Here is a 26000-nt window from a genome sequence, read left to right as displayed (position 1 = left end):
AGGAGGCCATGACGATGCGGATGGGACGGCGTGGAGTGCTTGGGGGGCTGGCCACGGCGCTGGCCGGCAGTGCGGCGGCGCAGGAAGCCTGGCCGGCGCGGCCGGTGCGCATCATTGTGCCCTTCCCGGCAGGCGGCACGACCGACCTGCTGGCGCGGCTCTATGCCCAGCGGCTGACGGAAACGCTCGGGCAATCCGTCGTAATCGAGAACCGTGGTGGTGGCGGCGGCTCGATCGGGGCGGATGTGGTGGCGAAGGCCGCGCCCGATGGCTACACGCTGCTGTTCCACAACCTGACCTTCTGCACGACGACGGCGGCGCTGGAATTCGCCGGCCGCGCGCCGCACCGGATCGAGCAGGATTTCGCGCCGGTCTCGATGGGCGCCAACGTCCCCATGATGCTGCTGGTGAACCCGTCGGTTCCGGCGCGCGACCTGCGCGAATTCGTCGCAGTGGCGAAGGAGCGTGGCAACCTGTTCTACGGCTCCACCGGGCCCGGCAGCACCATCAACCTGGTGGGCGAGGTGCTGAAGCGCGACGCCGGCATCCGCATGGACCACATCCCCTTCCGGGGCGCAGCGCCCCTGGTGCAGGACCTGTTGGCCGGCCGGGTCCAATTCGGCGGCGACCAGCTGTCATCCTCGCTGGCGAATATCCGGGCCGGGGTGCTGCGCCCGGTCGCCACCCTCGCCGCCCAGCGCGCCAGCGCACTGCCGGAGGTGCCGACAGCGCGCGAGCAGGGCTATCCAAGCATCGAGCTGTTGGGATGGAACGGGTTCTTTGCCCCGGCGGGAACACCGGCCCCGATCCTGACCCGGCTGCAGCAGGAGATTGCAGCCGCGGCGCGGCATCCGGACGTGGCCAGACGGATTGCTGATCTCGGGGCTGAGCCGGGCGGCAACTCGGCAGAGGAATTCGGGGCAGCGGTACGGGCCCAGCTGGCCCAGGTCCGGCCACTCGTGGCGGAGCTGCGGATGCAGGTGGAGTAGCGACTCAGATCGCTGGTGGCTTGCGCAGTTCCGGCTTCACCAGCCGGGTGAAAGGCACCTCGCCCGCGGCTTCGACCAGCGCCTCACCCAGGGCGGCGCGTGGATCGGCGGCGTTGCGCATTGCCTTGTAGCCGTCCTCCGCCTCCCAGCCGGCGCTCCAGGCGAGGAGGTGGACCCAGTTCACCACCCTGACCGGGTAGTTCTGCTCCAGCACCACGCATTCGCGGTGGCAGGAATGGAAGATGGTGCAGAGCGTGTCGGCGCCCGCCTCGGCCATGGCGGCGAGCGTCGCGCGCTGCGCATCGGCCAGTGCGCCCGACACGGCGGCGAGGGAGGAACACATATGGCCAGGCGCACGATAAGGGTGCTCGATCACGTCGAGGCCGGGGATAAGGCGGAGCAGGTCCGGCACCAGCCCGTTCACCGGCACGCTGCCGTTGAAGCCGAGATGCGCGTGCAACAATACCCGCGCCGGGACGGGGCGCGTGAGCAGCGGGCGGAGCGCGTCACGCCGGGCGTGGAGCACCTCCGTCACATGCACGGTCTCGAAATTGGTGGGAGTCACCGGCGCCATGCTGTCCTGCATGTTCATGTGGCAGGAGGGGCACCAAGTGACGACAGTGCCATGGCCCGTGGCATTGAAGGCCTCGATGGTGCGGCGGGCCATGCCCTCGTTGATGCGGGCATTGGCGTCCTTAGGGCTGCCGCAGCAGGAGGCGGGGCCGCCGCGCGGCGAGGCCTCGACGCCGACCGCCTCAAGCAGCCGGGCGGTTGCCCGGATGACCTCGCCATGGCGGGTCATGTTGCAGCCATACCAGAAGATGGCCTGCTCGGCCGTCCGATGACCGGAGGGCGCAGCCCGAAGGTCTGAATCGGCCGGTCCGGGATTGCCTACAGCCATTCGCGCTGCTCCTCCTCGGTGAGGGTGAGGCGGGCGAAGGCCTTCACCTTGGGCGAGAATTGCGTGTCCTCCTTCACCGCGATCAGCGGCGCTTCGCCGAGCGCACCCTTGGCCCGCCAGGTGGCGAGGCGGAGCATGAAGGCTGGGTCGATCCCTTCGCGGCAGGCGGGGGTGCAGACGCCGCTGCGGGTGCAGGCGGCGATCCAGGCGCGGGCCTCGGGAGTGCCGGGACCAGCGAGCAGCACGTCGCGCAGGCCGGCGGCGACGGCGGCGGGCCCGGCCTCCGCGACGCCCGGCGCATAGGGCGTCATCGGGCAGGCGCTGACGCAGTCGCCGCAGGCGGTGCAGAGCGCGGCGAGGCGGGCGCTCTCGGCGCGGATGTGGTCGGCGAGGCTCATGTTGGGCACCTCCGGGCGAAGCCTCGCCCGGCGCAGCGCCGCCTGCAAGCTATTCCGCCGGCGCGCGGATCGGCGCCGCATCCTCCAGCGCATGGGTGTTCGGCCCGCGCGCCAGCTCGGCGGCAAGGCGGGTGGAGTCCAGCTCGCCCTCCCAGCGGCTGACGGCGACGCAGGCGACGCCGTTGCCGATCAGGTTGGTGAGCGCGCGGCACTCGCTTATGAATTTGTCGATGCCGACGAGCACCGCCAGCGCCGTGATCGGGATATCGGGGATGACGGAGAGCGTCGCCGCCAGCGTCACGAAGCCGGCGCCGGTCACACCTGAGGCGCCCTTCGAGGTCAGCATGGCGACCAGCAGGATGGTCAGCTCCTGCCCGAGCGTCAGCGGCGTGTTCGTCGCATAGGCGAGGAACATCGTCGCCAGCGTCATGTAGATGTTGGTGCCGTCGAGGTTGAAGCTGTAGCCGAGCGGCACGGTCAGCCCCACCACATTGGGCGAGCAGCCGAGGCGCTGGAGCTTCTGCATGATCTGCGGCAGCACGCTCTCGCTGCTGGACGTGCCGAGGACGATCAGCAGCTCCTCGCGGATATAGGCGATGAAGCGGATGATGGAGAAGCCGCAGAAGCGGGCGATGCTGCCGAGCACCAGCAGCACGAAGAGGATGGAGGTGAGGTAGAAGGCCGCCACCAGCTCCCCGAGGCGGATCAGCGAGCCGAAGCCATAGGCGCCGATGGTGAAGGCCATGGCGCCGAAGGCCCCGACCGGCGCCGCCCGTACCACGATCTTCACCACGTTGAAGAAGATGGCGCTAAGGCTGTCGACGGCGTGGCTGGCGGCATCCCGCGCCCGCTCCGGCAGGGCGTTGATGGCGAAGCCGGTCAGCACGGCGAGGAACAGCACCTGCAGCAGGTCGCCGCCGGCGAAGGCGCCGATGAAGGTGTTCGGGATGATGTGCATGAAGTGGTCGGCCACGCTGTCGGCCTGCGCGCGCTGTGCGTAGCCCTGCACCGCCTTCGCATCGAGCTGGCTCGGGTCGATGTTGAAGCCCAACCCGGTCTGGAAGACCTTGGCGACGATCAGCCCGATGGCGAGGGCGAAGGTGGAGACCACCTCGAAATAGACGAGCGCCTTGATGCCGACGCGGCCGATGCGCCCAGCGTCCTTCACGCTGGCGATGCCGTGGACCACGGTGAGGAAGACAACCGGGGCGATGACCATCTTGATAAGCTTGATGAAGCCGTCGCCGAGCGGCTTCAGCGCCGCGCCGGTCTCGGGCCAGATCGCGCCAAGGGTGACGCCGAGGACGATTGCGACCAGCACCTGGACATAGAGCAGGGAAAGCCAGCGCTTCGCCATCTTGCGTTTCCTTACCAGCCGTTCACCCGGTCCCAGACCGCGATCACCCGCTCGTCGCCATCCACGACGTGGTAGCGGTCATGCGCCGCAGCGGTGAGGCAGCAGTGGTTGGGCGCCACCCGGAGCCGCGTGCCAAGGGGCAATGCCGGCATCGGTGCCTCGTTGCGGACCTCGCCATGCTCCTGGTAGGCACGGGCGATGATTGCCTCGCCGAGGCTCGGCCGGCCGAGCTGGTCGAGCACCAGTCCGAAGCCGTAGTCGCGCGGTGCCGCCTGGGTGCTACGGTCCTTGGAAAGGGCCAGCGCACCGGCATCCAGCAGCAGCGTATTGCGCACGGAGCTGCGGCCGATGACGGAGGCGAGGACGGTCAGCGCGATGTCGCCGACCGCATGGGTGCCGAGCTGGGCCTGGAACAGGTCGCCGAACATATAGACCCCGGCGCGGACATCGGTAACGCCGTCCATCCGCCTTGCATGCAGCGCGGTGGGCGAGGAGCCGAGCGAGACGATTGGGACGGGCAGCCCCGCCGCGCGCAGCCGCTCCGCCGCCAGGGTGATGCCGGCCCGCTCCGCTTCCGCCACGGCGGCCATGTCCTCGGGCGAGCGGCCGTTGTAGCTGTGGCCGGAATGGCTGAGCACGCCGGCGAGGCGCGGGCCGAGCGCGGCGCCGATCGCCTCCAGGAGCGGGTCCTCGGGCGCGATCCCGCCGCGGCCCTCGCCGACATCGACCTCGATCAGCGCCTCGATGGGGCCGGGATGGAGGGCGATGGCGCGGGCCAGGTCGAGGTCGTCGGTGATGACCTTCACGGCGGCGCCGGCCTCGTTCAACGCGGCGACGGCGTCGAGCTTCGCCGGCACGATGCCGACGGCATAGATCTGGTCGCGCCAGCCGGCCTCGGCGAAGTAGCGCGCCTCGGCCAATGTGCTGACGGTGATCGGGCCGTGGTCGGGCGAGGCGAGGCGGGCGACCTCGCGGCTCTTCGCTGTCTTGAGATGCGGGCGGAGGACGAGGCCCGGATGGCGGGCGACGGCCGCCTCCATGGCGGCGAGGTTCCGCTTCAGCAGGCCAAGGTCGAGGACGAGGCAGGGGGTTGGCAAATCATCGAGGGTCACAGCGCCACTCCCATCAACTCGGCGATCCGGGGCGTCGCCTTCAACCCGGTGCCGGTCAGCACCACCACGGTCCGCTCGGACGGGCGGATCGTCCCTGCCTCCAGCAGCTTGGCGAAGGCCGCCGCCGCCTGCGCGCAGGTCGGCTCGACATAGATGCCGGTGCGGGCGAGGTCGAGCGTCGCGGCGGCGATTCCTCCCTCGCTCAGCATCACCGCGCCGCCCTGGGTCTGACGCAGCACGCCGATGCATTCCGGCAGCCGCAGCGGCTGGGCGATCGCCGTGCCCTCGGCGATGGTCGGCCGTGCCGGCTCCGGGTCGAGGTCGAGGAAGGCGCGGGCGATGGGGGCGCAATTCGCCGGTTGCGCGGCGAAGATGCGAGGCAGCCGGTCGATGCTGCCGGCGCGCAGCAGCTCGCCGAAGCCGATGGCGCAGCCGAGGACGTTGGAGCCGGCGCCGCAGGGGATGATGACGTTGTCGGGCGCCTGGAAGCCGAGATCTTCCCAGAGCTCATAGGCGAGGGTCTTGGTGCCCTGGAGGAAATAGGGGTGCCAGTTGTGGCTGGCGTAGAAGATGCTGGCTGCCTCGCGCAGCGCCGCATCGGCGCAGTCCTGCCGGCTGCCGGGGACCAACTCGATCTCGGCGCCGGCGGCGCGGCTCTGCACCGTCTTGGCCGGCGAGGTGCTGGCAGGGACCATGATCTTCGCCTGCATCCCGCCGGCCGCGGCATAGGCGGCGATGGCGGCGCCGCCATTGCCGCTGCTGTCCTCCAGCACCGCCCGCACGCCCTCGGCGCGGAGCAGGGAGAGCATCACCGAGGCGCCGCGGTCCTTGAAGCTGCCGGTCGGCATGAACCATTCGCATTTCAGCAGGGCGGTCGCCCCGCCGATGGCGCGGGGAATGAGCGGCGTGCAGCCCTCGCCCATGGTGATGGGCTCGCCCTGCAGCGGCGGCAGGGCGGCGCGGTAGCGCCAGAGGCTGCGGGTGCCGGCCTCCACCTGGTCGCGGCCGATGCCCGGCAGGTCGGTGAGGAGCAAGGGCTCCCGGTTATCGCCGCACCAGCGGGGAGCGCCGAGCGGCCAGGTACGGCCGGTGCGCGGGTCGAGATAGGCAAGGGCTTCCATGGGCGAAGACTTGCCCTTTCGCCCGTCCGCGGCAAGGCTCGGCGGCATGGACAGCCTGCACCGCCTCGCCGCCGACCTCGTCGCCATCGACAGCCGCTCCGCTGTCTCGAACCTTGCCGTCGCCGAACGGATCGAGGCGGAGCTGGGCGGGTTCGAGGTCGAGCGGCTGGATTACACCGATGCCGCGGGGGTGGCGAAGCGTGCGCTTGTCGCCCATCGCGGGCCGCCGGGGGGCCTCGCCCTCTCCGGCCATATGGACACGGTGCCGGAGACGGGCTGGACGGAGGACCCCTGGGCGCCACGGATCGAAGACGGCGTGCTGCATGGGCTTGGCAGCGTCGACATGAAGGGGGCGGTGGCCGCCTGCATCCTGGCGGCCCGGGCGGTGCCGGAGGGCGTGCCGGCGACGCTTCTCATCACCACCGACGAGGAGACGACCAAGGCCGGGGCGCGGGCTGTCGCAGGCAGCGCGTTGGCGCGGTCGCTCGGCCTCAGGGGGATCGTCGTCGCGGAGCCGACGGGCCTCGTGCCGGTGCGGGGGCACCGCTCTTCCGTCAACATCACCGCCCGCGCGCATGGGGTGCAGGCACATTCCTCCAGCGCGGCGGGGCGCAACGCGAATTGGGCGCTGATCCCTTTCCTCGCCGAGATGCGGGTGATCCATCTGCGGCTTCGGGAGGACCCGGCCCTGCAGGATGCAGCCTATGATCCGCCCTTCACCGATTTCAACCTGGTGATCGACAACCACGGGACTGCGGTGAACGTGACGGTGCCGCTGACCACCTGCCGCATCAAGTTCCGTGCCAGCCGCAGCCTGGACCGGGGGCCGATTCTCGCCGAGATCCGCGCGGCGGCGGGGCGGGCGGGAGTGGAGCTTGCCATCGCGGCCGAGGGGCCGCCGCCGGAGCTGGCCGAGGACCATCCGTTGGTGCGGCAGGCGGTGCGGCTGGCCGGCAAGCCGGCGCGCACCGCGGCCTTCGGGACGGACGCCTCGGAGCTGCAGGCCCTCGCTCCTTGCGTCGTGCTCGGGCCGGGCGCGATCGGCTCGGCGCATACGCCGCGGGAATGCGTGGAGCTGGCGGCGCTGGAGGCAGCGGTGCCACTCTTTGCCCGGCTGCTCACCGAGGGTTCACGAGGGTCTTAACGCCTTGAAATGCAACGAACGATGCAGCAATCGGCGGCGGCTCCATATATCTGAATCAATATTCCCCGCTGAAGAAGACAAGTCACGATGAGCCCCGCACGTGCCAGCCTCGCGCTGATCCTCCCGCTCTCCCTCGTTGCCTGCGCGGTGGCGCCGCCGAGCGGGCCAAGCCTCTATGCCATGCCGGCCAAGGGCAAGGACCTGACCCAGTTCCAGAACGAGGATATCGGCTGTCGGAACTACGCCCAGGCCTCAATCGGCGGCGCCACGCCGGCCCAGGCGGCGAACCAATCGGCCGTCGGCAGCGCCGCGGTCGGCACGGCGCTCGGTGCCGCGGCGGGGGCGCTGATCGGCTCGGCTGGCGGAGCGGCGGGGGCCGGGGCGGCGATTGGCGCCGGCGCCGGGCTGCTCACCGGCTCCGCGGTCGGTGCCAACAATGCTCAGGCCTCGTCGGGCAACCTGCAGGGGCGCTACGACATGGCCTATGCCCAGTGCATGACCAGCGCCGGCAACACGATGCAGGCGCCGCAGCCGGCCATCACCGCCTATCCCGTGCCGGCCTATGGCTACGGCTATGCCGTACCCTACGCCTACCCGGCCTATCCCTATTACTGGGGGCCGAGCGTATCCTTCGGCTTCTATGGTGGGCGTGGTTATTACGGCCGGCCCTGGGGCTGGCGGCGCTGGTAGGCGGCTGGAGCACGATCCGGCGTCAATCGACCGCGGATCATGCTCCAGCGTGTTGTCTTGTCGCATGCCTCACGCCGCTGGTTGTTCCAGCCTCCGACGCTCATGGTCTACTCCAGCTGGAGGTCCAGCTCCTTCACCTTGCGGGCCCAGTAGCCGCTCTCGTGCATGACCGCCTCGGCGAAGGCGGCGCGAGGGCGGTCGGGCGCGGGCTCCAGCCCGTCATGCGCCAGGCGCTCGGCGAATTTCGGCGTGGCGGCAGCGCGACGGGCGGCGGCTTCCATGCGGCCCATCAGCTCCGCCGGCGTGGCGGCGGGAGCGAAGACGCCGTGCCAGCCGGTGATGACGGCATTGGGCAGACCCGCCTCCGTCAGGGTCGGCACATCCGGCAGGGCGGCGATGCGGCGCTCGCCGGTCACGGCGATGGCGCGCAGTTTGCCCTCCCGCACCAGGGCCAGGGCCGGCGGGGGCGAGGAGAAATTCATCGTCACCCGCCCAGCCACGACATCGAGCAGGGCGGGGGCAGTGCCGCGATAGGGGACGTGCTCCATCTCAACCTTCGCCGCTTCCGAGAAGAGCACGCCGGCGAGGTGGTTGGCATTGCCGATGCCGCCCGAGGAATAGGTCAGATCTCCCTTCGGCCGGCCGCGGACATAGGTGAGCAATTCCGGCAGGGTCTTCGCCGGCACGTCCGGATGGACGACCAGGACGTACTGGTAGGAGGAAACCTGCGCCACTGGCTGCAACGCGGTGGCGAGGTCCAGCCGATCGCCCTTTTGCAGATGCGGGTTGACAACGATATTGGTGGAAACGGCGAAAAGCAGCGTCGTCCCATCCGGCCGCGAGCGCGCCACGCTGACCGAGCCGACTTGGCCGGCGGCGCCGCCGCGGTTGTCGACGACCACGGTCTGGCCAATCTCCGGGGCAAAGAGCTGGGAGAACTCACGGGCGGTGATGTCGGTGCCCCCGCCGGCTGCATAGGGCACGACGATGGTGACGGCGCGGGTCGCCTGCGCGAAGGCGGGGCGGGCGAGGCCGGCGGCGCCAAGGCCGAGCAGCAGGCTTCGGCGGGCTGGGCGGATCATGGCAGGTCTCCCGAGCGTGTGGCTGATCGCTGTCGCCCTAATCCCGGCTGCGGGGCAGCGCAATACCATCGTCGTTGCATCATTGGCGCTTGATCCCGTGCCGCTTTCCGCGTTGACCTAGGGGAGCAAACAAACAGGGGAGAAGGCTCATGGCACGGGTTGCATTGGTCACCGGCGGGCAACGCGGCATCGGCGCCGCGATCAGTGAGGGGCTGAAGGCCGCCGGCCGCACGGTCGTCGCCAGCTATGCGGGGAATGATGCGGCAGCGGCCGCCTTCACCGAACGCACCGGCATCCCCTGCTACAAATTCGACGTTTCGGACTTCACCTCCTGCGCCGAAGCGGTGGAGAAGATCGAGGCCGAGGTGGGACCGATCGATATCCTAGTGAACAACGCCGGCATTACCCGCGACGGCACGATGAAGCGCATGACCCGCGAGATGTGGGACAGCGTCATCGATACCAATCTCGGCTCCTGCTACAACATGGCGAAGCTGGTCTGGGACGGAATGTCGGCGCGGAAGTTCGGCCGCATCGTCAATATCGGCTCGATCAACGGCCAGGCTGGGCAATATGGCCAGGTGAACTACGCCGCGGCCAAGTCCGGCATCCATGGCTTCACCAAGGCTCTGGCGCAGGAAGGGGCGCGGCTTTCCATCACCGTCAATGCCATCGCGCCAGGCTATGTCGACACCGAGATGGTGCGCGCGGTGCCGGCCGACGTGCTGGAGAAGATCATCGCCCGCATCCCGCGCGGGCGGCTCGGCACGGCGGAGGACATCGCCCGCGGCGTCGTCTTCCTGACCGGAGACGATGCGGATTTCATCACCGGCTCGACGCTGTCCATCAACGGCGGCCAACATATGTACTGACATCTTCACGGCGCCGCGGCCCCCGGTTCGCGCGCCGTGTCGAGGAGCGTGCGTTCCTTGCGCGGCAAGGCTGCGAAAGGATCCACGGCGGCGGGGAACAGCATCCGCCGCCAGCCGTTCAGGGCATCTTCTGGACGAGGGGAGATGCCAGTGAGCAGCAAGCACAATATCGGTTCGGACAATCCCGGCGATGGCCGCAGCGTCGACACCCCGCGTCCGCCGGACGACCTGGAGCGCAACCCGGGCATCGGCACCTCCAAAGGTGTCTATTCCCGCACCGGTGCCGATCCGGAGGTGATCGAGGGCGACAACACCATCGAGGGCGACGTGCTGAACGATGTCAGTCCCTCGGGTGCCGTGGTGCCGAACAGCCGCGGGCGGACCAACAAATAACCGTCTGGCCCTGAGCCGTCCCGCGCGCCATGCTTGGCGTGGGAGGGTTCCGGCATGGGTTACGCAGTCCTGGCTTTCGATGGTGACGACGAGGGCGCGCTTGATCGGCGCATGACAGCGCGGGATCGGCATCTCGCCGTCATCAATGAGTGGGCGGCGGATGGGCGGCTGGCGCTCGGCGTACCGCTGTTCGATGCGAAGGGACGGCCAGCCGGCTCGTTGATGGTGCTGGAGGTGCCGGATAAGGCTGGGCTCGACGCCTATCTCGCTGCCGAGCCCTTCAACAACGGAGGGGTGTGGCAGCGGGTGGAGACCTATCCGTTCCGCATCGCCCCCCTGCCCTACCGGCCGCTGCCGCAGCCCGGCGCGCCGGTCGCCAGCGCGCCGACGCACACTGTCGTCGTCGCCATGGATGGGCAGGATGCCGAGGCGGAGCAGCGACGCCTTGCCGTACGTGGGGCGCATATGGAGCGGGTGCGGCCGATGGCCGAGAAGGGGATGCTCGCCATGGGGGGCGCCATCCTCGATGCGCCGGAGGGACGGATGATCGGCTCCATCGCCGTCATCGCCAGGCCGGACGAGGCCTCGGCCCGTGCTTGGCTGGCGGAGGATCCTTACGTCACCGGCGGCGTGTGGCAGGAAACCAGGCTCTACCCTACCCGCTTCGCCCCACTGCCTTACCGGCCGTTGCCAGGCGCGGCATGAGCCACGACCTGCGAATCTGCTTCGTCGGCGACAGCTTCACCGCCGGCACCGGCGACGAGACGGCGCTCGGCTATGTCGGACGCATCACGGCGTCGGCCTGGGGCCGGCGGGTTGCGACGACTTCCTACAATCTTGGCATCCGCCGCGACACCAGCGCCGATATCCGCCGGCGTGCTGAGGCGGAGGTGCTGGCGCGGCTGGTCGCCGCCAGCGGCGATACGCATGCGGTGGTGTTCTGCTTCGGCGCCAATGACGTGACGCTTGAGGACGGCATGCCACGGGTGCCGCTGGAGGCGACGCTCGACAATGCCGCGGCGCTGCTCGGCTGGTCGGCGGCGCGCTGGACGACGCTGATGCTCGGTCCGCCGCCGGCGCTGCACGATGCCGGGCATGATGCGCGCACAGCCGCGCTCTCGCCCGAGCTGGCGGCGGTGGCGGCGGCGGTGCAGGTGCCCTTCCTGCCGCTGCATGCGCCGCTCTCAGGGAACGGCGCCTGGCGGCATGGCGCGGCGAAGGGCGACGGCATCCATCCCGACAGCGCGGGCTATGCCGCCATGGCGGCGCTGATCGAGACCTGGGCGCCCTGGCGGGCATTGACCGGCGGCTAGATCCGCTCCGGCTCACCGAGTTGTTGCCCAGTCTGTCCGAGAGGATATTTGCCCTGCCCCTCCCGCCATGCGCCTTTCCACACCTGGTTTACGGAGATGCCTTGGCATGGCGCAGGTCTGTGCAGTGATCCTGGCCTATAACCGAAAGGAGTTGCTCGGTCGCTGCCTCGCCGCGGTCGCGGCGCAGACAAGGCCGTGCGACCGCATCATCGTCCTCGACAATGCCAGCACCGACGGCACGCCCGCCATGCTGGAGGCGGAGTGGCTCGGCCGGGTCGAGGTGCATGTGCTGGAGCGCAACATCGGCGCGGCGGGCGGCTTCAACCTGATGATGCGGCTCGGCTACCAGACGGGTGCCGACTATGTCTGGGTGATGGATGACGACGTGCTGCCGGAGCCGGATGCGCTCGAGCAGTTGCTTCGGGCTGCCGACCTGCTGGCGGAGCGGCAGATACGGCCGGCCTTCCTCAGCTCGGTCGTGCGAGGGCCGAGCGGCGAGACGATGAACGTGCCTGAGGTCGACCGCCGGCGGAACGCGCTCGCCTACGAGGATTGGCCGGCCCTGCTGGAGCACGGGATGGTACCCGTCATCCGGGCGGCGCTGGTCTCCGACCTCGTGCCTCGGGAGACGCTGGAGCGGCATGGCCTGCCGATCGCCGATATGTACGTCTGGGGCGAAGATACTGAATTCACCCTTCGGGTCACCAAGGACGGGCCGGGCTTTATTGTCGGCGCCAGCGGCGCACAGCATCTCCGTCGTATCTCCGGAGAGCTTTCCATTCACACGGAGCAAGAGCCGGCGCGGATCGCCTACTATTTCTACAAGACCCGCAACGATGTTTTCCTCAAACGCCGGTTCGAGGATTGGCGGGCGGTATTGCGGGTGCTGCGGAAGCAGGCGATGGTGGCGCTCGACCTCGCCATCGCCTGGGAGTTCGGCAAGTCGAATGTCATCCTGCGCGGCCTGTTGGCTGGGCTTCGTTTCACGCCGGCGATCGAGGCCGCAGACAGTCCCTTCACCGCTGTGCCGGTGCATCGCCTGCAAGGCGAGGCAAGGCATGCACATGACGGCTTGAGCGGAAAATAACGTCAGAGCACCATTACAACTCGACGTCAAATGTCATCACCGCTGTGAACAGATAAACGTGCATTCGACGAGGATAGCCGCACTTACAATCCGCCACATACCGCAACGAGCTCACGGCAGGTCCCGCGGAAACAACCATGGATCAAATATCGGCACTCTCCCTCAAGCCACAGCGGCCGCTCTGAATCTATGCCAATGGCCAAGTGCGGTCCTAGGAAGAGGCGATGCTGCATGTCACTTGTAAGGGCTGCTAGCGTGGAAACAATGTCGTCGAGGGACTGAAGGGCTTCTGGCCGCCTGACGGCCGTTTCGGCTTGCTTGCCACGCGGCGGCACAGTCCGCGGCTGAAGCACTCGGCGGCGCTGATGCGCCTGCCCATCGACTTGAGCTTCGAGGAGTATGACGCCGCCTGCCATGCCATCACCGCCTGCCAGCGCGAGCCGGCGCGCAATATATGAGTTCGCGTCATCCTTTTCCCCGCTTCGAGCGGCAGCCGATCGAGCGGACGGAGCTTTATCATCGCCGATGAGATCGTTCTCGTCTGCACCCGGGCCGACATCACCGTCATCGGTTCGATGGACGAGCGGCCGATGGGCGCCTCGCCGGTGCTCGACCGCTTCCTGCGCCGCTACCCCTATTCCTGCGAAGGGCGGGAGCCGCATCCGGCGGTCGATCACCTTCGGCGGTTAGGGCCCAGCGAAGAGCCGAGCCGCCGCCCAGCTCACCACCGAGACCACGATCGAGCCAAGCAGCGCCGGCCAGAATCCATCGACGCGGAAGCCGGGCAGCAGCGCGGCGGTGAGGCCAAGCATTGCCGCGTTGATGACCAGCAGGAAGAGGCCGAGGGTCAGGATCGTCAGCGGCAGGGAAAGCAGCACCAGCACCGGCCGCACCACCGCGTTCACCAGGCCGAAGATCAGCGCCGCCAGCAGCAGGCTCGGCATGCCGCGCACGGCGATGCCGGAAACCATCTGCGTTGCGGCCCAGAGGGCGAAGGCGGTGATGACGAAGTGGGCGAGGAATCCCATGGAGGCGTCTCCGCAAAAGCTGCAGTGCAGCATATGGTGCCGCCGCCGTTTGGGAACCCGTTCAACGTGTCGAACAAAGCCACGCTCGCCGGATGCGCTGCGCTCGCGCTCTGGGCCTTCCTTGCGCCGCTTGCCCGGCTGGCGCAGCCGCTGCCGCCGCTACTGCTTACGGCGTTGGGCTTTGCCGCTGGCGGGGTGCTCGGGCTGGCGGTGGTGGGGGCACGAGGGCGGCTCGGCGCGCTGCGGCAGCCGCCGCTGGCCTGGGCGCATGGTGTGGGCGGGCTGGCAGGGTATCATGCGCTCTACTTCGCCGCGCTCGCCCTGGCGCCACCGCTCGAGGCCAATCTGCTGAACTATCTCTGGCCGCTGCTGATCGTGTTGCTTGCGGCACCGATCCTGGGGCTGCCGCTCGGCGGGCGGCGACTGGCCGGGGTGGCGCTCGGTGCGGCGGGGGCGGCGGTGCTGCTGGCGGGCGGGGCGCGCTTCCCGGCCGAGGCGACGGCGGGCTTCGCCTGCGCCATCGGGGCGGCGCTGACATGGGCGCTTTACTCAGTGCTTTCCGGGCGACTGTCGAGTGTGCCGACCGAGGCGGTGGCGGGGTTCTGCCTGGTCTCGGCGCTGCTGGCGCTCGCCGCGCATCTCGGCTTCGAGCAGCCCGCCATGCCGGGGCCGCGGCAATGGCTGGCGGTGCTGCTGATGGGGCTCGGGCCGATGGGAGCGGCCTTCTTCCTTTGGGATATCGGGATGAAGCGGGGTGACCCGCGGCTGCTCGGCACGCTGGCCTATGCGACCCCGATTGCTTCCACACTGCTGCTGATCGCGCTCGGCGAGGGAGTACTCACCTGGCAGGTCGCGGCGGCGGCGGGGCTGGTCGCGGGCGGCGGGGTGCTGGCCGCCCGCGCCTGATCAGGTCCCAACCTTCAGGGTGCTGGTGAGGCCGCGGAGGCAGGCGAGGATCGAGAGCGGGGTGATCTTGCCGGTGCGGGGGTTTTCCTCGCTCGGCACGTTCTCGATGGTCATAGTCAGGCGGGCGGCGGCGGCCTCGACGCGGATGGTGTGCGTGTTGCGAGTCACCGCCGGGTCAGCCCAAATCTCGACCATGGTGCGCTCAGGGCCGATGCCGGCCAGCGCCAGCGCGGCGGCGACGTTCACATTGGCCGGGAAGCCGCGTGCGGCGTCGAAGGCATTGCCCTTGAAGACCAGACGCGGCGCCGCCAGGCCCAATACCTCAATGCCGTTCTCGACGAGGTAAGGCGCGCCTTCGAGGCCGCGGGGAGGCTTCCTCGTCTCGATGGTGACGCTGGCGACGGGCCCTTCGGCAGCGGCGCGGACGGCATCCAGGCCGAGCAGAGCGCCGGTCGGGACGATGATGCGGGCGCCGGTCTCCCGGGCGCGGTCGATCAGATGCATCCGCGACAGCAGGGCGCCGACGCTGCTCGGGACAAAGATGCGGCCGCCGGCGATGGCAGCCTCGGCGATGGTCTCGAATACGGCGGCGGGGGTAGCTTCGACCACCACATCGGCCTGTTCGGCAAGCTTGGCGAGCGGGACGAGCGCCGGCGGGTTGCGGAAGCCGGCGATCGCCTGGAGGGCCTTACCCTGGTCCCGCGCCGCGACGGCGGTAAGGCGGAGGCCCTCCACCCCTACATCCAGCGCCTTAGCCAAATGGCCGCCGATGGCGCCTAGACCGCCGATCGCCACGCGCAAGCTGCCTGCCATGTCCATACCCTCCCGAAATCGTTCGTCATCGCGCTGTAGCGGAACCGCGATCGGTACGGAACCCGCGGGTGCCCCCTGCTTTATCGCAACGACACAACCACAAGGAGCCAGTTCGATGACATTCCCTCGCCTGCTGCCTGCCCTCGCCGCGACCGCCATGCTAACCGGTCTCGCCGCCTGCAGCAGCGGCCCGCGCGATGGCACTGCCGGCAACCCGCCGAGCACGGCCTTGCAGCGCGCCTATGACCGGGCGACGGACAGCCCCCGCACTTCGGCCGATGGCCGTGGCAACAACCCGAGCGGCACCGCCGCCGAGCGGGCCGTGGACCGTGCCGCCGGCACCGACCTCTCCGGCGCCTATCCGCGCCAGGCCGATGGCCGTCCGGGCAACCCGCCGGGCACGGCGGCGGAGCGCGCCTATGACCGCGCCACTGGCTCCAACACCTCCGGCGCCTATCCGGCCCGCCGGTAAGGCAGGCGGTGGGCGCAGCTCAGACCACCGGGCTGCGCCCGCCATCCACGTTGATTGCCGTGCCCGTGACGTAGCCGCCGACCTGGCTGCACAGATAGAGCGCGAGCCCGGCGAATTCCTCCGGCTTGCCGAGGCGGCCGACGGGCACGGGCTTTCCCATCTCTTCCTTCCACTCCTCCCAGGTGATGTTGCGCTGGTCGGCCGCATGGCGGCGGACCCACTGGTCGCTCTCGATGATGCCGACCAGCATCGCGTTCACCAGGATGTTGTGCTTTGCCCCCTCGTTCGCCTGCACCTTGGTCAGCGCCATGCCGGCGGCGCGGCTGACGGCGGTGGGCGCGCCCTCGGCGGGCGGAGCCTTGGCGCCGATGTTCAGCACATTGATGATCCGGCCCCAGCGACGAGCCTGCATCCCCGGCCACGCCAGCCGTCCCAGGCGGATGGCGGCGAAGAGCTTCAAGTCGAGGTCGGTCTGCCAGAGCGAATCGGACAACTCGAGGAAGGGACCACGCTGGCTGGTACCGGCATTGTTGATGAGGATATCGACCTGGCCGAGCGTCTGCTCAGCCGCAGCGAAGGCGGCGGCGCAGCCCTCGGCGGTCCCCACGTCGGCGGCAATGGCGGCGACCTTGGCCTGGGGTGCCGTGGCGCGGATGGCGGCCGCGGCCTCGTCCAGCGCCGCCTGGCCGCGGGCGACGATGGCGACATGGCCGCCCGCCTCGGCGAAGGCCTTCGCCATGGCGAGGCCGAGCCCCTTGGAGCCGCCGGTGATGAGCGCGGCGCGGCCGTCGAGTGTCAGTTGCATGGAGCGTTTCCCCTTATCCTGTCGGGGCGCATCCTGCGCCGGCCGCGAGGAAGGGGAAAGGGATGGGCGACCTACGGGGCTCGAACCCGTGACATTCGGCACCACAAGCCGACGCTCTGCCAGCTGAGCTAAGGCCGCCACATCGAACGCCGCGGCTGGCACCACGGCGCAGGCAGGAGATAGAGCTAGCCGGCCACCGCCGTCAACTGCCGGCCGCTACGCGAGGCAAGCCAGTTGCGCATCCGCTCCAGCGCCGCATCGATCACCGCCTCCCCCTTGCAGAAGGCGAAGCGGGCATAGTGGCTCGGCGCATCGGCGCTGGCGTAGAAGGCGGTGACGGGGATGGCCGTTACCTTCGCCTCCTCGGTCAGCATGCGGCAGAAGGCCACGTCATCGCCGTTGAAACCCAAGGGCCGGAAATCCGTGGTGATGAAGTAGCTGCCCTGGGTCGGCAACACGCCGAAGCCGAGCTCGGCAAGGCCCTTGGCCAGCCGGTCCCGCCGGGCCTGGAGGCTGGTGGAGAGGCCCTCGAAATAGGCGTCCTCCTTCGCCAGGCCGACGGCCACGCCCCGCTGCAGGTTAGGGGGCGTGGTGAAGGTGAGGTTCTGGTGCGCCTTGGCGACGTTCGGGGCCAGCGAGCGGTCGCAGGTGATGTAGCCGACCTTCCAGCCGGTCAGGCTGAAGGTCTTGCCCGCGCTTCCGATGCGCATGCAGCGCTCCCGCATGCCCGGCAGGGTCATCAGCGGGATGTGCTTCCAGCCGTCGAAGGTCAGGTGCTCATAGACCTCGTCGCAGATGGCGTAGGCGTCGTGCTTCTCGACCAGGCTGGCCAGGAAGGCGAGCTCGGCACTCGTGAAGACCTTGCCGGTCGGGTTCATCGGCGTGTTGAACAGGATCGCCTTGGTCTTCGGCCCGAAGGCGGCGGCCAGCTCGGCGCGTGGCAGTTCCCATTTCGGGGGGGAGAGGCGGACCAGCTTCGGGATGGCGCCGAGCATCCGCACGACCGGCAGGTAGGTATCGTAAAGCGGCTCGATCAGCACGCATTCGTCGCCCGGGTTGAGCACGGCCATGAGGCAGGCGGTGATCGCCTCCGTCGCGCCGGAGGTGACGATGACCTCGGAATTCGGGTCTGCCTCGATGCCGTAGAACCGCTTGTTGTGGGCGGCGACGGCCGCGCGCAACTCCGGCACGCCGGTCAGCGGCGGGTACTGGTTGCGGCCGTCCTTCAACGCCGCGGCGGCAGCCTCGATGACGTCATCTGGTCCGTCGTAGTCGGGGAAGCCCTGGCCGAGGTTGATGGCGCCATGCTGGACGGCGAGCGCCGACATGACGGTGAAGATGGTCGTGCCGGTGGCCGAAAGCAGGTCGTTCTGGGGCTTCATCCGCCCGGTGCCTTTCGCAGCGGTGTGACAGTCCCGCCTTATACCGATCCCTCGGCCCTGGGGGCAAATGCCCGTCCTGTAGGCAGAATGACGCGAAGTGAGGCGGCTTCGGGTCCGAAACCAGTGGATTCCCCGGTCGCGGCCGATTGAACCCGTGGCACGGGCCGTGCAAAACATCCCGCACGGCGATGGCGCAGCGGGTGTCCGCCGCGGGAAATGTCAGGCCGGAGGGGTCCGGGGGTCGGTGTCCCGGCAGGGACCAAAACGCTGGAACGCAAAGCGGAGCCGATGAAAAAGATCGAGGCCATCATCAAACCCTTCAAGCTCGACGAGGTGAAGGACGCGCTGCACGAGATCGGCCTGCAAGGCCTGACCGTGGTCGAGGCCAAGGGCTTCGGGCGCCAGAAGGGCCATACGGAGCTCTATCGAGGGGCCGAATACGTCGTCGACTTCCTGCCCAAGGTGAAGATCGAGGTGATCTGCACCGACGACCTGGTGGAGCGTGCCGTGGAGGCCATCTCCCAGGCCGCGCGCACCGGGCGGATCGGCGACGGCAAGATCTTCATCTCCGAGATCCAGGAGGTGATCCGCATCCGCACCGGCGAACGGGGCGACGACGCGGTCTAGCCAGGACGCCGATGCATCACGGATTCCGGATTTCGCCACGAGCCGGAATGGTGCATCAGTGCGGGCCATCAGCCGCAGCCGGGTCGCACCCGCGGCTGGCGGTGGAAAACCCGGCCCATCGGCCGGGGCGCGCGGCGGGCCCGGCCCGTGGCGCGGCAGGGGGCATCATGGGGGCTCCGCAAGGGGCCTCGGGACCAACGGTACAGGATAAAGCGCATGTCGGATAAGGCAGCCGCCGTCTCCAAGGTCATGGAGATGATCAAGGAGCACAGCGTCGAGTACGTGGACTTCCGCTTCACGGACCCGCGCGGCAAGTGGCAGCACACCGCCCAGCACGTCTCCACCATGGAGGCGGAGATGTTCGAGGACGGCATCATGTTCGACGGCTCCTCGATCGCCGGCTGGAAGGCGATCAACGAGTCCGACATGATCCTCATGCCGGACCCCGAGAATGCCTGCATGGATCCCTTCTCGGCCAAGCCGCAGCTGATCCTGTTCTGCGACATCATCGAGCCCTCAACCGGCCAGATGTACTCGCGCGACCCGCGCTCGACCGCGAAGCGCGCCGAGGCCTACCTGAAGTCGACCGGCATCGGCGACACCGCCTTCTTCGGCCCCGAGGCTGAGTTCTTCGTGTTCGACAGCGTGAAGTTCGGCACGGGCGGCAATTTCGGCCACTTCTCCCTCGAGAGCATCGAGGGCCCGGGCGCCAACATGAAGGACTACCCGGAAGGCAATATGGGCCATCGGCCCGGCGTGAAGGGCGGCTACTTCCCGGTTAACCCGGTCGACAGCGAGGTCGACCTGCGCGCCGAGATGCTCTCGACCATGATCGAGATGGGCGTCCCCGGCGAGAAGCACCACCATGAGGTGGCGCAGTCGCAGCACGAGCTCGGCACCAAGTTCGGCCCGCTGGTGCAGCAGGCCGACTTCATGCAGATCTACAAGTACTGCATCCACAACGTCGCCCATAGCTACGGCAAGACCGCGACCTTCATGCCGAAGCCGGTCTACGGCGACAACGGCTCGGGCATGCATGTTCACCAGTCGATCTGGAAGGATGGCAAGCCGCTCTTCGCCGGCAATGGCTATGCCGACCTGTCAATGGAGGCGCTTTACTACATCGGCGGCATCATCAAGCACGCCAAGGCGCTGAACGCCTTCACCAACCCGCTGACCAACAGCTACAAGCGGCTGATCCCGGGCTTCGAGGCCCCCGTGCTGCTGGCCTACTCAGCCCGCAACCGCTCCGCCTCCTGCCGCATCCCCTATGCGACAAGCCCGAAGGCGAAGCGCGTCGAGGTCCGCTTCCCCGATCCGGGCGCGAACCCCTACCTCGCCTTCGCTGCGATGCTGATGGCCGGCCTCGACGGCATCAAGAACAAGATCCATCCGGGCGACCCGATGGACAAGGACCTCTACGACTTGCCGCCGGAGGAGCTGAAGGGCATCCCGACGGTCTGCGGCTCGCTCCGCGAGGCGCTCGGCGCGCTCGAGGCCGACCACGAGTTCCTGCTGGCCGGCGACGTCTTCACCAAGGACCAGATCGAGAGCTACATCGAGCTGAAGTGGGGCGAGGTCTATCGCTTCGAGCACACCCCGCACCCGGTCGAGTTCGAGATGTACTACTCAGTCTGATCGGAACCGATGTCGAAAGGGGGCCGCGCCGCGAGGCGCGGCCCTTTTCGATTCAGGGCCAGCCGCCCTATCCTTCCGGCAACGGGGGAATGCCATGCCTGACGAAATGCCCAAGGACGCCACCGGCCCGCTCAAGGGCCTCCGCGTGCTCGACCTCACCGCCGTCGTGCTCGGCCCCTTCTGCACGCAGATGCTGGGCGACTGGGGCGCCGAGATCATCAAGGTTGAGCCGCCGAGCGGCGACATCGTGCGCAATTCGGGTGTCTACCGGAATCGCGGCATGGCCTCGGTCTTCCTCGGCATCAACCGCAACAAGCGCGACCTCGCCATCGACCTGAAATCGCCCGAAGGCGCCGAGGTGCTGCGCCGCCTCATCCCGCAGATGGATGTGCTGGTGACGAATATCCGCCCGGCCGGCATGGCCAGGCTTGGCTTCGGGCCGGAGCAGTGCCGCGCGCTGAACCCGCGCTTGGTCTTCGCCGTCGCCACCGGCTTCGGGCAGGATGGGCCTTATCGTGCACGGCCGGCCTTCGACGAGATCATCCAGGCCTCCTCGGGCTTCGCCGATATCGTCGGCGAGGACCAGGGCAGGCCGATGTTCGTGCCTTCCCTCATCGCCGACAAGGTGACGGGCATGCAGCTGCTTTCCGGCGTGCTGGCGGCCCTCTATCACCGCGAGCGGACCGGCGAGGGTCAGCTTGTCGAGGTGCCGATGCTGGAGACGCTGACGGCCTTCATGAGCGTCGAGCATCTGGGCGGCCTCGGCTTTGAGCCGCGGAACGGCGAGGCGGGCTACAAGCGGCTCCGCCACCGCAAGCCGGCGCCGACCAAGGACGGGCATATCACCTTGCTGCCCTATTCCACCGCCAACTGGGTCACCTTCTTCACCATCGCCGGGCGGGAGGACCTGATCGAAACGCTCTCCGTCCGTGACCCGGTGAGGCGCAACGCCAATATCGACGCGGTCTATGCGGCGATGGCGGAGATCGCGCAGGGCAAGACGACGGCGGAGTGGCTGGCGCTCTGCGAGCAGCACGACATCCCGGCGACCGGCTTCACCCGCGTCGAGGATGTGCTGGAGCATCCGCATTTGAAAGCGGTCGGCATGTTCGAGGAGCACGACCACCCGAGCGAGGGGCGCATCCGCATGGCGAAGCCGCCGACGAAATTCGAGAAGACGCCGGCGAATATCCGCCGCCTCGCTCCGCGCCTCGGCGAGCATACGGTGGAGGTGCTGAAGGAGCTTGGCTTCAGCACAGAGGAGATCGAGGACATGCAGACGCGCAAGGTGATCCGGCAAGCATGACACCTACTCTCTCGCCCCGCATCCAGGCGACGGCGGCACCCGCCATCCCGACCGTGCGCGCCTGGGCCGCGCGCTATGCGGGTGCGGCCGGGCCGCTGATCGACCTCACCCAGGCAGTGCCGGGCTACCCGCCGCATCCCGAGTTGCTGGCGCGGCTGGCGGCGCTGGCGGGCGACCGCGCGACCTCCGGCTATGGGCCGATCGATGGCGACCTGCCACTACGCGAGGCGCTGGCGGAGGACATGGCAGGCTTCTACGGCGCCGAGATCGACGCCGCCGACATCGCCATCACCGCAGGCTGCAACCTCGCCTTCGGCATGACGATGGCGGTGCTGGGCGGGCCGGTGGTGCTGCCGGTGCCCTGGTACTTCAACCATCACATGGCATTGGAGATGGCTGGCATCCCGGCGATCCCCCTGCCCTGCCGCGCGGAAGACGGCTTCGTGCCGACGCGCGACGGGATCGAGGCTGCACTCAAAGCCGGCGGACGCGTTCTGGTGCTGGTGACGCCGAACAACCCGACCGGGGCGGTCTACCCCGCCGCGCTGATCGCCGAGGCGGCGGCGCTCTGCCGAAAGCATGGCGCCTGGCTGGTGCTGGATGAGACCTACCGGGACTTCCTCCCGGCTGAATCCTGCCCGCCGCATGATCTGTTCCGTGACGCCGGCTGGCGTGACGGGCTCGTGCATCTCTACAGCTTCTCCAAGGCCTATTGCGTGCCGGGCCACCGCGTCGGCGCCATCGCCTGCGGGCCGGTCTTCCGCGAGGCGCTGCTGAAGGCGCTTGATACGCAGCAGATCTGCCCGCCACGGGCGGCTCAGGCGGCGCTCGCCTGGGCGGTGCCGGCGCTGCGCGACTGGCGTGCGGGCAACCGGGCCATCATGGCGGAACGCGGCGAGGCTTTCCAGAAGGTGGCGGCACGACTACCCGGCTGGAGGCTCGACGCGCTCGGCGCCTATTTCTCCTATCTCCGCCTGCCGGAAGCCAGCCCGCCTGCCATGGCGGCGGCCGAGGCGCTGGCGACCGAGCGCGGGTTGCTCGGCCTACCAGGACCCTTCTTCGGGCCGAGGCAGGAGCGGCATCTGCGCCTTGCCTTCGCCAATGTCGAGTTGCCGGCGATCGCCGCCGTCGCCACCAGGATAGGCAACGACGCAACCGCAAGGGCCTGAAGTTTTCGTGCTCCCGTCGAACAGTCCCGCGCGGCGCCCGTTGGAAGGCGCGTCACACAGCAACGGGAGCCCATGACATGGCAACGAAGCAGGATGGTCGTCACGGGGATCATGGCCAGGGCGATGTGAAGCATCCGGAGACGGATCGCCGCCTCAAGGAAAACCGTGGCAACGAGGGCGGCCAGAGCGGCGGCCAGCACGCCGACAACACCGGGCAGCGCGGCAAGGTGAAGGACCCCGAGCATGACGGGCGTCTCAAGGGCAACCGTGGCGGTGAGGGCGGCCAGAGCGGCGGCCAGCACAGCGGCGGCCAGCAGGCCGACCACACTGGCCAGCGCGGTCAGGTGAAGGATCCGGAGCATGACGGGCGGCTGAAGGAGAACCGTGATCAGGGTATCTCCAAGCACACCACGGATGGGCGCCAGGATGTCGAGCATGGCGGCCAGGGCAGGGTGAAGGACCCGGAGCATGACGGGCGGCTGAAGGAGAACCGCTGATCAGTCGGCGGTGATGCCGGCGGCCTGGACGAGTTCGCGCTGCGCCGCCACTTCGGCGCGGGTCTGTTCGGCCAGCGCCTCGGGCGTGCCACCCATCACCTCAAGGCCCTGGCGGCGCAGTTCCGCCAGGGTCGTGGGCGCAGCCAGCGCGGCATTCGTCAGGACATTGAGCCGCGCAATCACCGGCGCCGGCGTCCGCGCCGGGGCATAGATCGCCCACCAGCCTTCCACCACCACACCGGGCTGGCCGGCCTCCGCCATGGTCGGCACCTCGGGGAAGAGGAAATGCCGCGTCGCACCGGTGACGGCGAGTGGCCGGATTGCACCCGACTGGATATGTGGCAGGAAGCCGAGCGGGTGATAGACCATCGCATCCAGCGTGCCATTCAGCAGATCGGTCACCGCCCGTACCCCGTCGCGGTAGGGCACATGCGTCGTCACCACGCCGCTGCGCAATTGCAGCAAGGCCTGGGTGAGATGGCCTGTCGTCCCGGTGCCCGCCGAACCGACCGATAACGACCGTCGCCGCGCCAGGGCAAGGAAGTCGCCGAGGCTCGCCACGCCGAGCTGTGGCCTGACCCCGAGCACCACGGAGGTGCGGGCGAAGCTGGCGACCGGCGCGAAGTCGCGCAGCGGGTCATAGGGCAGATTCGGCATGATCGCCGAGTTGGTCGCCATGGTGCCGCTGGTGCCGAAGAGCAGCGTGTGCCCATCTGGCGCCGCCTGCGCCACCGCCGCCGTGCCGACCGTGCCGCCGGCGCCGCTGCGGTTATCCACGACAACGGGCTGACCGACTCCTTGGGCGATGGCAGCGCCAGCGATGCGGCCGAGGATGTCGGTCGTCGTCCCGGCGGCAAAAGGTACGATCAACCGGACAGGATGATAGGGCCAAGCCTGCGCCCGCGCGGCCGTGGTCGGCAAGACGAGTGCGAGAAGGTGGCGGCGCTTCATGGCATCGGATCCTCCGAGACGCAGGCAGCGAAGCCGGGCATCGGCTGGCCGGCGCGGAGCGGCACGCATTTCGCCGGCGGCTCGGCGAGGAAGTGCGCACCACGATCGACAAGCATGCCCAGCACGCGGTCGACATGGCGCATGGCGCCATTCGGCAGGTCGTGCAGCACCATCAGCAGCGGCGTGGTCGCAGCCTCGGCCATGGCGAGGGCGGTTTCCGGCCAGCCCTCGGGATCGGCGAAGTCGCGCGGCACCGCATTCCACAGCACCACCGTATGCCCGCCCGCCTGAAGATGCGCGGCCGCCGAGGCATTCAGCAGATGCGGCCCGAGCGCGCCGCCGCCGCCATTCGGGCGGAACAAGCGCTCCGGTTCGCGCAGCGGGCCGAGCAGCGCATCCGTCTCCTGAATTTCATAAACGGCCTCGATGCCGCCGCGGCAGCCAAGCGGCGCGCCATGCGTCAGCGTGTGGTTGCCGACCGGATGGCCCTCGGCCCGTGCACGCTCGGCGAGCTTGCGCGCGGCAGGGTCACGCAGCCGCTCGCCGACCGTGAAGAACATTGCCGGGATGCGGCGGCGCGCCAGCACCTCCAGCACTGTCTCCGTTACGCCCGGCGTCGGGCCGTTGTCGAAGCTGAGGCAGATGGGTTGCATGGTCAGGCCAGCCCGAATTTGGCGATGCAGAGCGCCGCGATCAGCCAGACCGCGCCGCTCACCTCGGCCGCCCGCCCGGCGAGCAGTTTCAGCGCCGCATAGGTGATGAAGCCGATGCCTATGCCGGTGGCGATCGAGAAAGTGTAGGGCATGGCGAGGGCGGTGATGATGGCGGGAACGTATTCCGTCATCTCGTCCCACTCCACCGACCGCAAGGCCTGGGCCATGAGGCAGGCGACGAAGACGAGCGCGGGCGCGGTGGCGAAGCCGGGGATCGCCGTCGCCAACGGCGCCAGGAAGAGCGTCAGCAGGAAAAGGGCGGCGACGGTCAGCGCCGTCAGCCCGGTACGGCCGCCGGCCTGGATGCCGGCAGCGCTTTCGATGTAGCTGACCGTCGTGCTGGTCCCGAGCGCGGCGCCCAGAATCGCTCCGCCGCTATCAGCGAAGAGCGCGCGGCCGAGATTGGGCACGGTGCCGTCCTTTCGCATCAGCCCGGCGCGGTGCGTAGTGGCGATCAGCGTGCCGGTATTGTCTAGCAGGTCGGCGAGGAAGAAGGTGAAGACGATGCCGGCGATGCCGAGGCCGAGCGCGCCGGCGATGTCCATCTGCAGGAAGGTCGGCGCCAGCGAGGGCGGCACGCTGACGATGCCGCCGAACTGCGTCAGCCCGAAGGGCAGGCCGAGCAGCGCCGTCACCAGGATGCCGATCACCAGCGCCCCCGGCACCCGCCGTGCCGAGAGCCCCGCGATCAGCAGGAAGCCGAGGCAAGAGAGCAGTGTCGAGGTTTCGGAGAGTGGCCCGAGCGTCACCAGGGTCGCCGGATGCGCCACGACCAGCCCCATTCCCTTCAGCCCGATCAGGCCGAGGAAGAAGCCGATGCCGGCGGCGATGCCGAGCTTGAGGCCGAGCGGGATGCCGTTCACCAGCCACTCCCTGACGCGCAGCAGCGAGACGGCGAGGAAGATCAGCCCGGAAAGGAAAACCGCGCCGAGTGCCACCTGCCAGGAGACGCCCATGCCGCTGACCACGGCGAAGGCGAAATAGGCGTTGAGCCCCATCCCCGGCGCGAGGGCGATCGGGAAATTCGCCAGCAGCCCCATCAACGCAGAGCCAATGGCGGCGGCGAGGCAGGTCGCGACGAAGGCGGCGCCGGCATCCATCCCGGTGGTGGCCATGATCTGCGGGTTGACGATGACGATATAGGCCATCGTGAGGAAGGTGGTGGCACCCGCCAGCACCTCCCGCCGCGGCGTGCTGCCGCGGGCGGCGATGGAAAACAGCCTCTCCAGCATCC

The 26000-nt window shown here is 69.0% G+C and carries 28 protein-coding genes and 1 tRNA gene; 15 read left to right on the top strand and 14 right to left on the bottom strand.

The window, feature by feature from the left end:
* Positions 1–8: 8 nt before the first annotated feature.
* The gene (locus EP26_RS00750; protein WP_043334554.1) at positions 9–989 is read left to right on the top strand and encodes a Bug family tripartite tricarboxylate transporter substrate binding protein; all 981 of its coding nucleotides are present in this window, start codon (positions 9–11) and stop codon (positions 987–989) included.
* Positions 990–993: 4 nt separating this feature from the next.
* Here the strand turns inward: EP26_RS00750 and EP26_RS00745 are convergent, their stop codons facing one another.
* From EP26_RS00745 to EP26_RS00725, 5 genes are read right to left on the bottom strand one after another with little or no spacing between them, the layout of a single operon-like run.
* Positions 994–1890: a (Fe-S)-binding protein gene (locus EP26_RS00745; RefSeq protein WP_043334552.1), complete on the bottom strand. Its 897-nt coding sequence runs from the start codon at positions 1888–1890 to the stop codon at positions 994–996.
* Positions 1881–2288 (bottom strand): 4Fe-4S dicluster domain-containing protein, encoded by a 408-nt coding sequence (locus tag EP26_RS34575; RefSeq protein ID WP_157033360.1) that lies wholly within the window; start codon positions 2286–2288, stop codon positions 1881–1883. Before EP26_RS34575 ends, EP26_RS00745 begins: the two co-directional genes overlap by 10 nt.
* A gap of 49 nt (positions 2289–2337) precedes the next feature.
* A complete protein-coding gene (locus EP26_RS00735; RefSeq protein ID WP_043334549.1) occupies positions 2338–3645 on the bottom strand; it encodes a dicarboxylate/amino acid:cation symporter in 1308 nt (435 codons plus the stop codon).
* A gap of 11 nt (positions 3646–3656) precedes the next feature.
* Positions 3657–4757: an alanine racemase gene (locus EP26_RS00730; RefSeq protein ID WP_043334546.1), complete on the bottom strand. Its 1101-nt coding sequence runs from the start codon at positions 4755–4757 to the stop codon at positions 3657–3659.
* Positions 4754–5878, bottom strand: coding sequence for a pyridoxal-phosphate dependent enzyme (locus EP26_RS00725; RefSeq protein WP_043334543.1), 1125 nt, complete (start codon positions 5876–5878; stop codon positions 4754–4756). Before EP26_RS00725 ends, EP26_RS00730 begins: the two co-directional genes overlap by 4 nt.
* Here EP26_RS00725 and EP26_RS00720 point away from each other — a divergent pair.
* Both EP26_RS00720 and EP26_RS00715 read left to right on the top strand, forming a co-directional pair.
* Positions 5877–7022, top strand: coding sequence for a M20/M25/M40 family metallo-hydrolase (locus EP26_RS00720; RefSeq protein WP_157033359.1), 1146 nt, complete (start codon positions 5877–5879; stop codon positions 7020–7022). The genes EP26_RS00725 and EP26_RS00720 overlap by 2 nt on opposite strands.
* Positions 7023–7109: 87 nt before the next feature.
* Entirely contained in the window at positions 7110–7712 is a 603-nt protein-coding gene (locus EP26_RS00715) for a glycine zipper family protein (RefSeq protein WP_157033358.1), read from the top strand.
* Positions 7713–7819: 107 nt separating this feature from the next.
* On the opposite strand, the gene EP26_RS00710 is transcribed toward EP26_RS00715, so the two are convergent.
* The gene (locus EP26_RS00710; RefSeq protein ID WP_043334540.1) at positions 7820–8794 is read right to left on the bottom strand and encodes a Bug family tripartite tricarboxylate transporter substrate binding protein; all 975 of its coding nucleotides are present in this window, start codon (positions 8792–8794) and stop codon (positions 7820–7822) included.
* A 149-nt stretch (positions 8795–8943) separates the two neighbouring features.
* Here EP26_RS00710 and phbB point away from each other — a divergent pair, with 149 nt between their 5' ends.
* From phbB to EP26_RS00680, 5 genes are all read left to right on the top strand, one after another.
* Positions 8944–9666 carry an acetoacetyl-CoA reductase gene (gene phbB / locus EP26_RS00705; protein ID WP_043334538.1) on the top strand — a complete coding sequence of 241 codons (723 nt, stop codon included), beginning with the start codon at positions 8944–8946 and terminating at the stop codon, positions 9664–9666.
* A gap of 150 nt (positions 9667–9816) precedes the next feature.
* Positions 9817–10059, top strand: coding sequence for a hypothetical protein (locus EP26_RS00700; RefSeq protein ID WP_211259339.1), 243 nt, complete (start codon positions 9817–9819; stop codon positions 10057–10059).
* A 54-nt stretch (positions 10060–10113) separates the two neighbouring features.
* On the top strand, positions 10114–10764 hold the full coding sequence (locus tag EP26_RS31550) for a YciI family protein (RefSeq protein WP_052388629.1): 651 nt from the start codon (positions 10114–10116) through the stop codon (positions 10762–10764).
* Positions 10761–11372 (top strand): GDSL-type esterase/lipase family protein, encoded by a 612-nt coding sequence (locus EP26_RS00685; RefSeq protein ID WP_052388628.1) that lies wholly within the window; start codon positions 10761–10763, stop codon positions 11370–11372. The genes EP26_RS31550 and EP26_RS00685 overlap by 4 nt, the downstream gene beginning before the upstream one ends.
* A 106-nt stretch (positions 11373–11478) precedes the next feature.
* A complete protein-coding gene (locus EP26_RS00680) occupies positions 11479–12459 on the top strand; it encodes a glycosyltransferase family 2 protein (RefSeq protein WP_052388627.1) in 981 nt (326 codons plus the stop codon).
* Between the two features lie 686 nt (positions 12460–13145).
* On the opposite strand, the gene EP26_RS00675 is transcribed toward EP26_RS00680, so the two are convergent.
* Positions 13146–13487 (bottom strand): phage holin family protein, encoded by a 342-nt coding sequence (locus EP26_RS00675; protein WP_043334535.1) that lies wholly within the window; start codon positions 13485–13487, stop codon positions 13146–13148.
* Between the two features lie 66 nt (positions 13488–13553).
* Between EP26_RS00675 and yddG the strand changes: the two genes are divergently transcribed.
* Positions 13554–14393: an aromatic amino acid exporter YddG gene (gene yddG, locus EP26_RS00670; RefSeq protein ID WP_043334720.1), complete on the top strand. Its 840-nt coding sequence runs from the start codon at positions 13554–13556 to the stop codon at positions 14391–14393.
* On the opposite strand, the gene EP26_RS00665 is transcribed toward yddG, so the two are convergent.
* Positions 14394–15206, bottom strand: coding sequence for an aspartate dehydrogenase (locus EP26_RS00665; protein WP_245624253.1), 813 nt, complete (start codon positions 15204–15206; stop codon positions 14394–14396).
* Between the two features lie 115 nt (positions 15207–15321).
* Between EP26_RS00665 and EP26_RS00660 the strand changes: the two genes are divergently transcribed.
* Entirely contained in the window at positions 15322–15678 is a 357-nt protein-coding gene (locus tag EP26_RS00660; protein WP_052388626.1) for a hypothetical protein, read from the top strand.
* Between the two features lie 19 nt (positions 15679–15697).
* On the opposite strand, the gene EP26_RS00655 is transcribed toward EP26_RS00660, so the two are convergent.
* The 3 genes from EP26_RS00655 to EP26_RS00645 all read right to left on the bottom strand — a co-directional run bounded on the left by EP26_RS00655 (position 15698) and on the right by EP26_RS00645 (position 17865).
* A complete protein-coding gene (locus EP26_RS00655) occupies positions 15698–16483 on the bottom strand; it encodes an SDR family oxidoreductase (RefSeq protein WP_043334531.1) in 786 nt (261 codons plus the stop codon).
* A 65-nt stretch (positions 16484–16548) separates the two neighbouring features.
* Positions 16549–16621 (bottom strand) — tRNA-His (locus EP26_RS00650).
* Positions 16622–16668: 47 nt separating this feature from the next.
* Positions 16669–17865: an aminotransferase gene (locus EP26_RS00645; protein ID WP_043334528.1), complete on the bottom strand. Its 1197-nt coding sequence runs from the start codon at positions 17863–17865 to the stop codon at positions 16669–16671.
* Between the two features lie 288 nt (positions 17866–18153).
* On the opposite strand from EP26_RS00645, the gene EP26_RS00640 reads away from it, so the two are divergent.
* From EP26_RS00640 to EP26_RS00620, 5 genes are all read left to right on the top strand, one after another.
* The gene (locus EP26_RS00640; RefSeq protein WP_043334525.1) at positions 18154–18492 is read left to right on the top strand and encodes a P-II family nitrogen regulator; all 339 of its coding nucleotides are present in this window, start codon (positions 18154–18156) and stop codon (positions 18490–18492) included.
* Between the two features lie 216 nt (positions 18493–18708).
* Positions 18709–20130, top strand: a complete 1422-nt coding sequence (gene glnA, locus EP26_RS00635; protein WP_043334522.1) for a type I glutamate--ammonia ligase — start codon at positions 18709–18711, stop codon at positions 20128–20130.
* Between the two features lie 94 nt (positions 20131–20224).
* Positions 20225–21436 (top strand): CaiB/BaiF CoA transferase family protein, encoded by a 1212-nt coding sequence (locus tag EP26_RS00630; protein WP_043334519.1) that lies wholly within the window; start codon positions 20225–20227, stop codon positions 21434–21436.
* Positions 21433–22605, top strand: a complete 1173-nt coding sequence (locus EP26_RS00625; RefSeq protein ID WP_052388625.1) for an aminotransferase — start codon at positions 21433–21435, stop codon at positions 22603–22605. Before EP26_RS00630 ends, EP26_RS00625 begins: the two co-directional genes overlap by 4 nt.
* Positions 22606–22682: 77 nt before the next feature.
* Positions 22683–23102, top strand: a complete 420-nt coding sequence (locus tag EP26_RS00620) for a hypothetical protein (protein WP_043334516.1) — start codon at positions 22683–22685, stop codon at positions 23100–23102.
* Here the strand turns inward: EP26_RS00620 and EP26_RS00615 are convergent, their stop codons facing one another.
* The 3 genes from EP26_RS00615 to EP26_RS00605 are packed head-to-tail and all read right to left on the bottom strand — an operon-like array spanning position 23103 to position 25998.
* The gene (locus EP26_RS00615) at positions 23103–24053 is read right to left on the bottom strand and encodes a Bug family tripartite tricarboxylate transporter substrate binding protein (RefSeq protein ID WP_043334513.1); all 951 of its coding nucleotides are present in this window, start codon (positions 24051–24053) and stop codon (positions 23103–23105) included.
* Positions 24050–24706 carry a polysaccharide deacetylase family protein gene (locus EP26_RS00610; RefSeq protein WP_043334511.1) on the bottom strand — a complete coding sequence of 219 codons (657 nt, stop codon included), beginning with the start codon at positions 24704–24706 and terminating at the stop codon, positions 24050–24052. Before EP26_RS00610 ends, EP26_RS00615 begins: the two co-directional genes overlap by 4 nt.
* Before the next feature lie 2 nt (positions 24707–24708).
* Positions 24709–25998, bottom strand: a complete 1290-nt coding sequence (locus EP26_RS00605; RefSeq protein ID WP_043334510.1) for an NCS2 family permease — start codon at positions 25996–25998, stop codon at positions 24709–24711.
* Positions 25999–26000: the final 2 nt, after the last annotated feature.

Source organism: Belnapia moabensis DSM 16746, from assembly GCF_000745835.1.
Taxonomy (GTDB): Bacteria; Pseudomonadota; Alphaproteobacteria; order Acetobacterales; family Acetobacteraceae; genus Belnapia; species Belnapia moabensis.
This window is presented reverse-complemented; position numbering and strand designations above follow the sequence as displayed.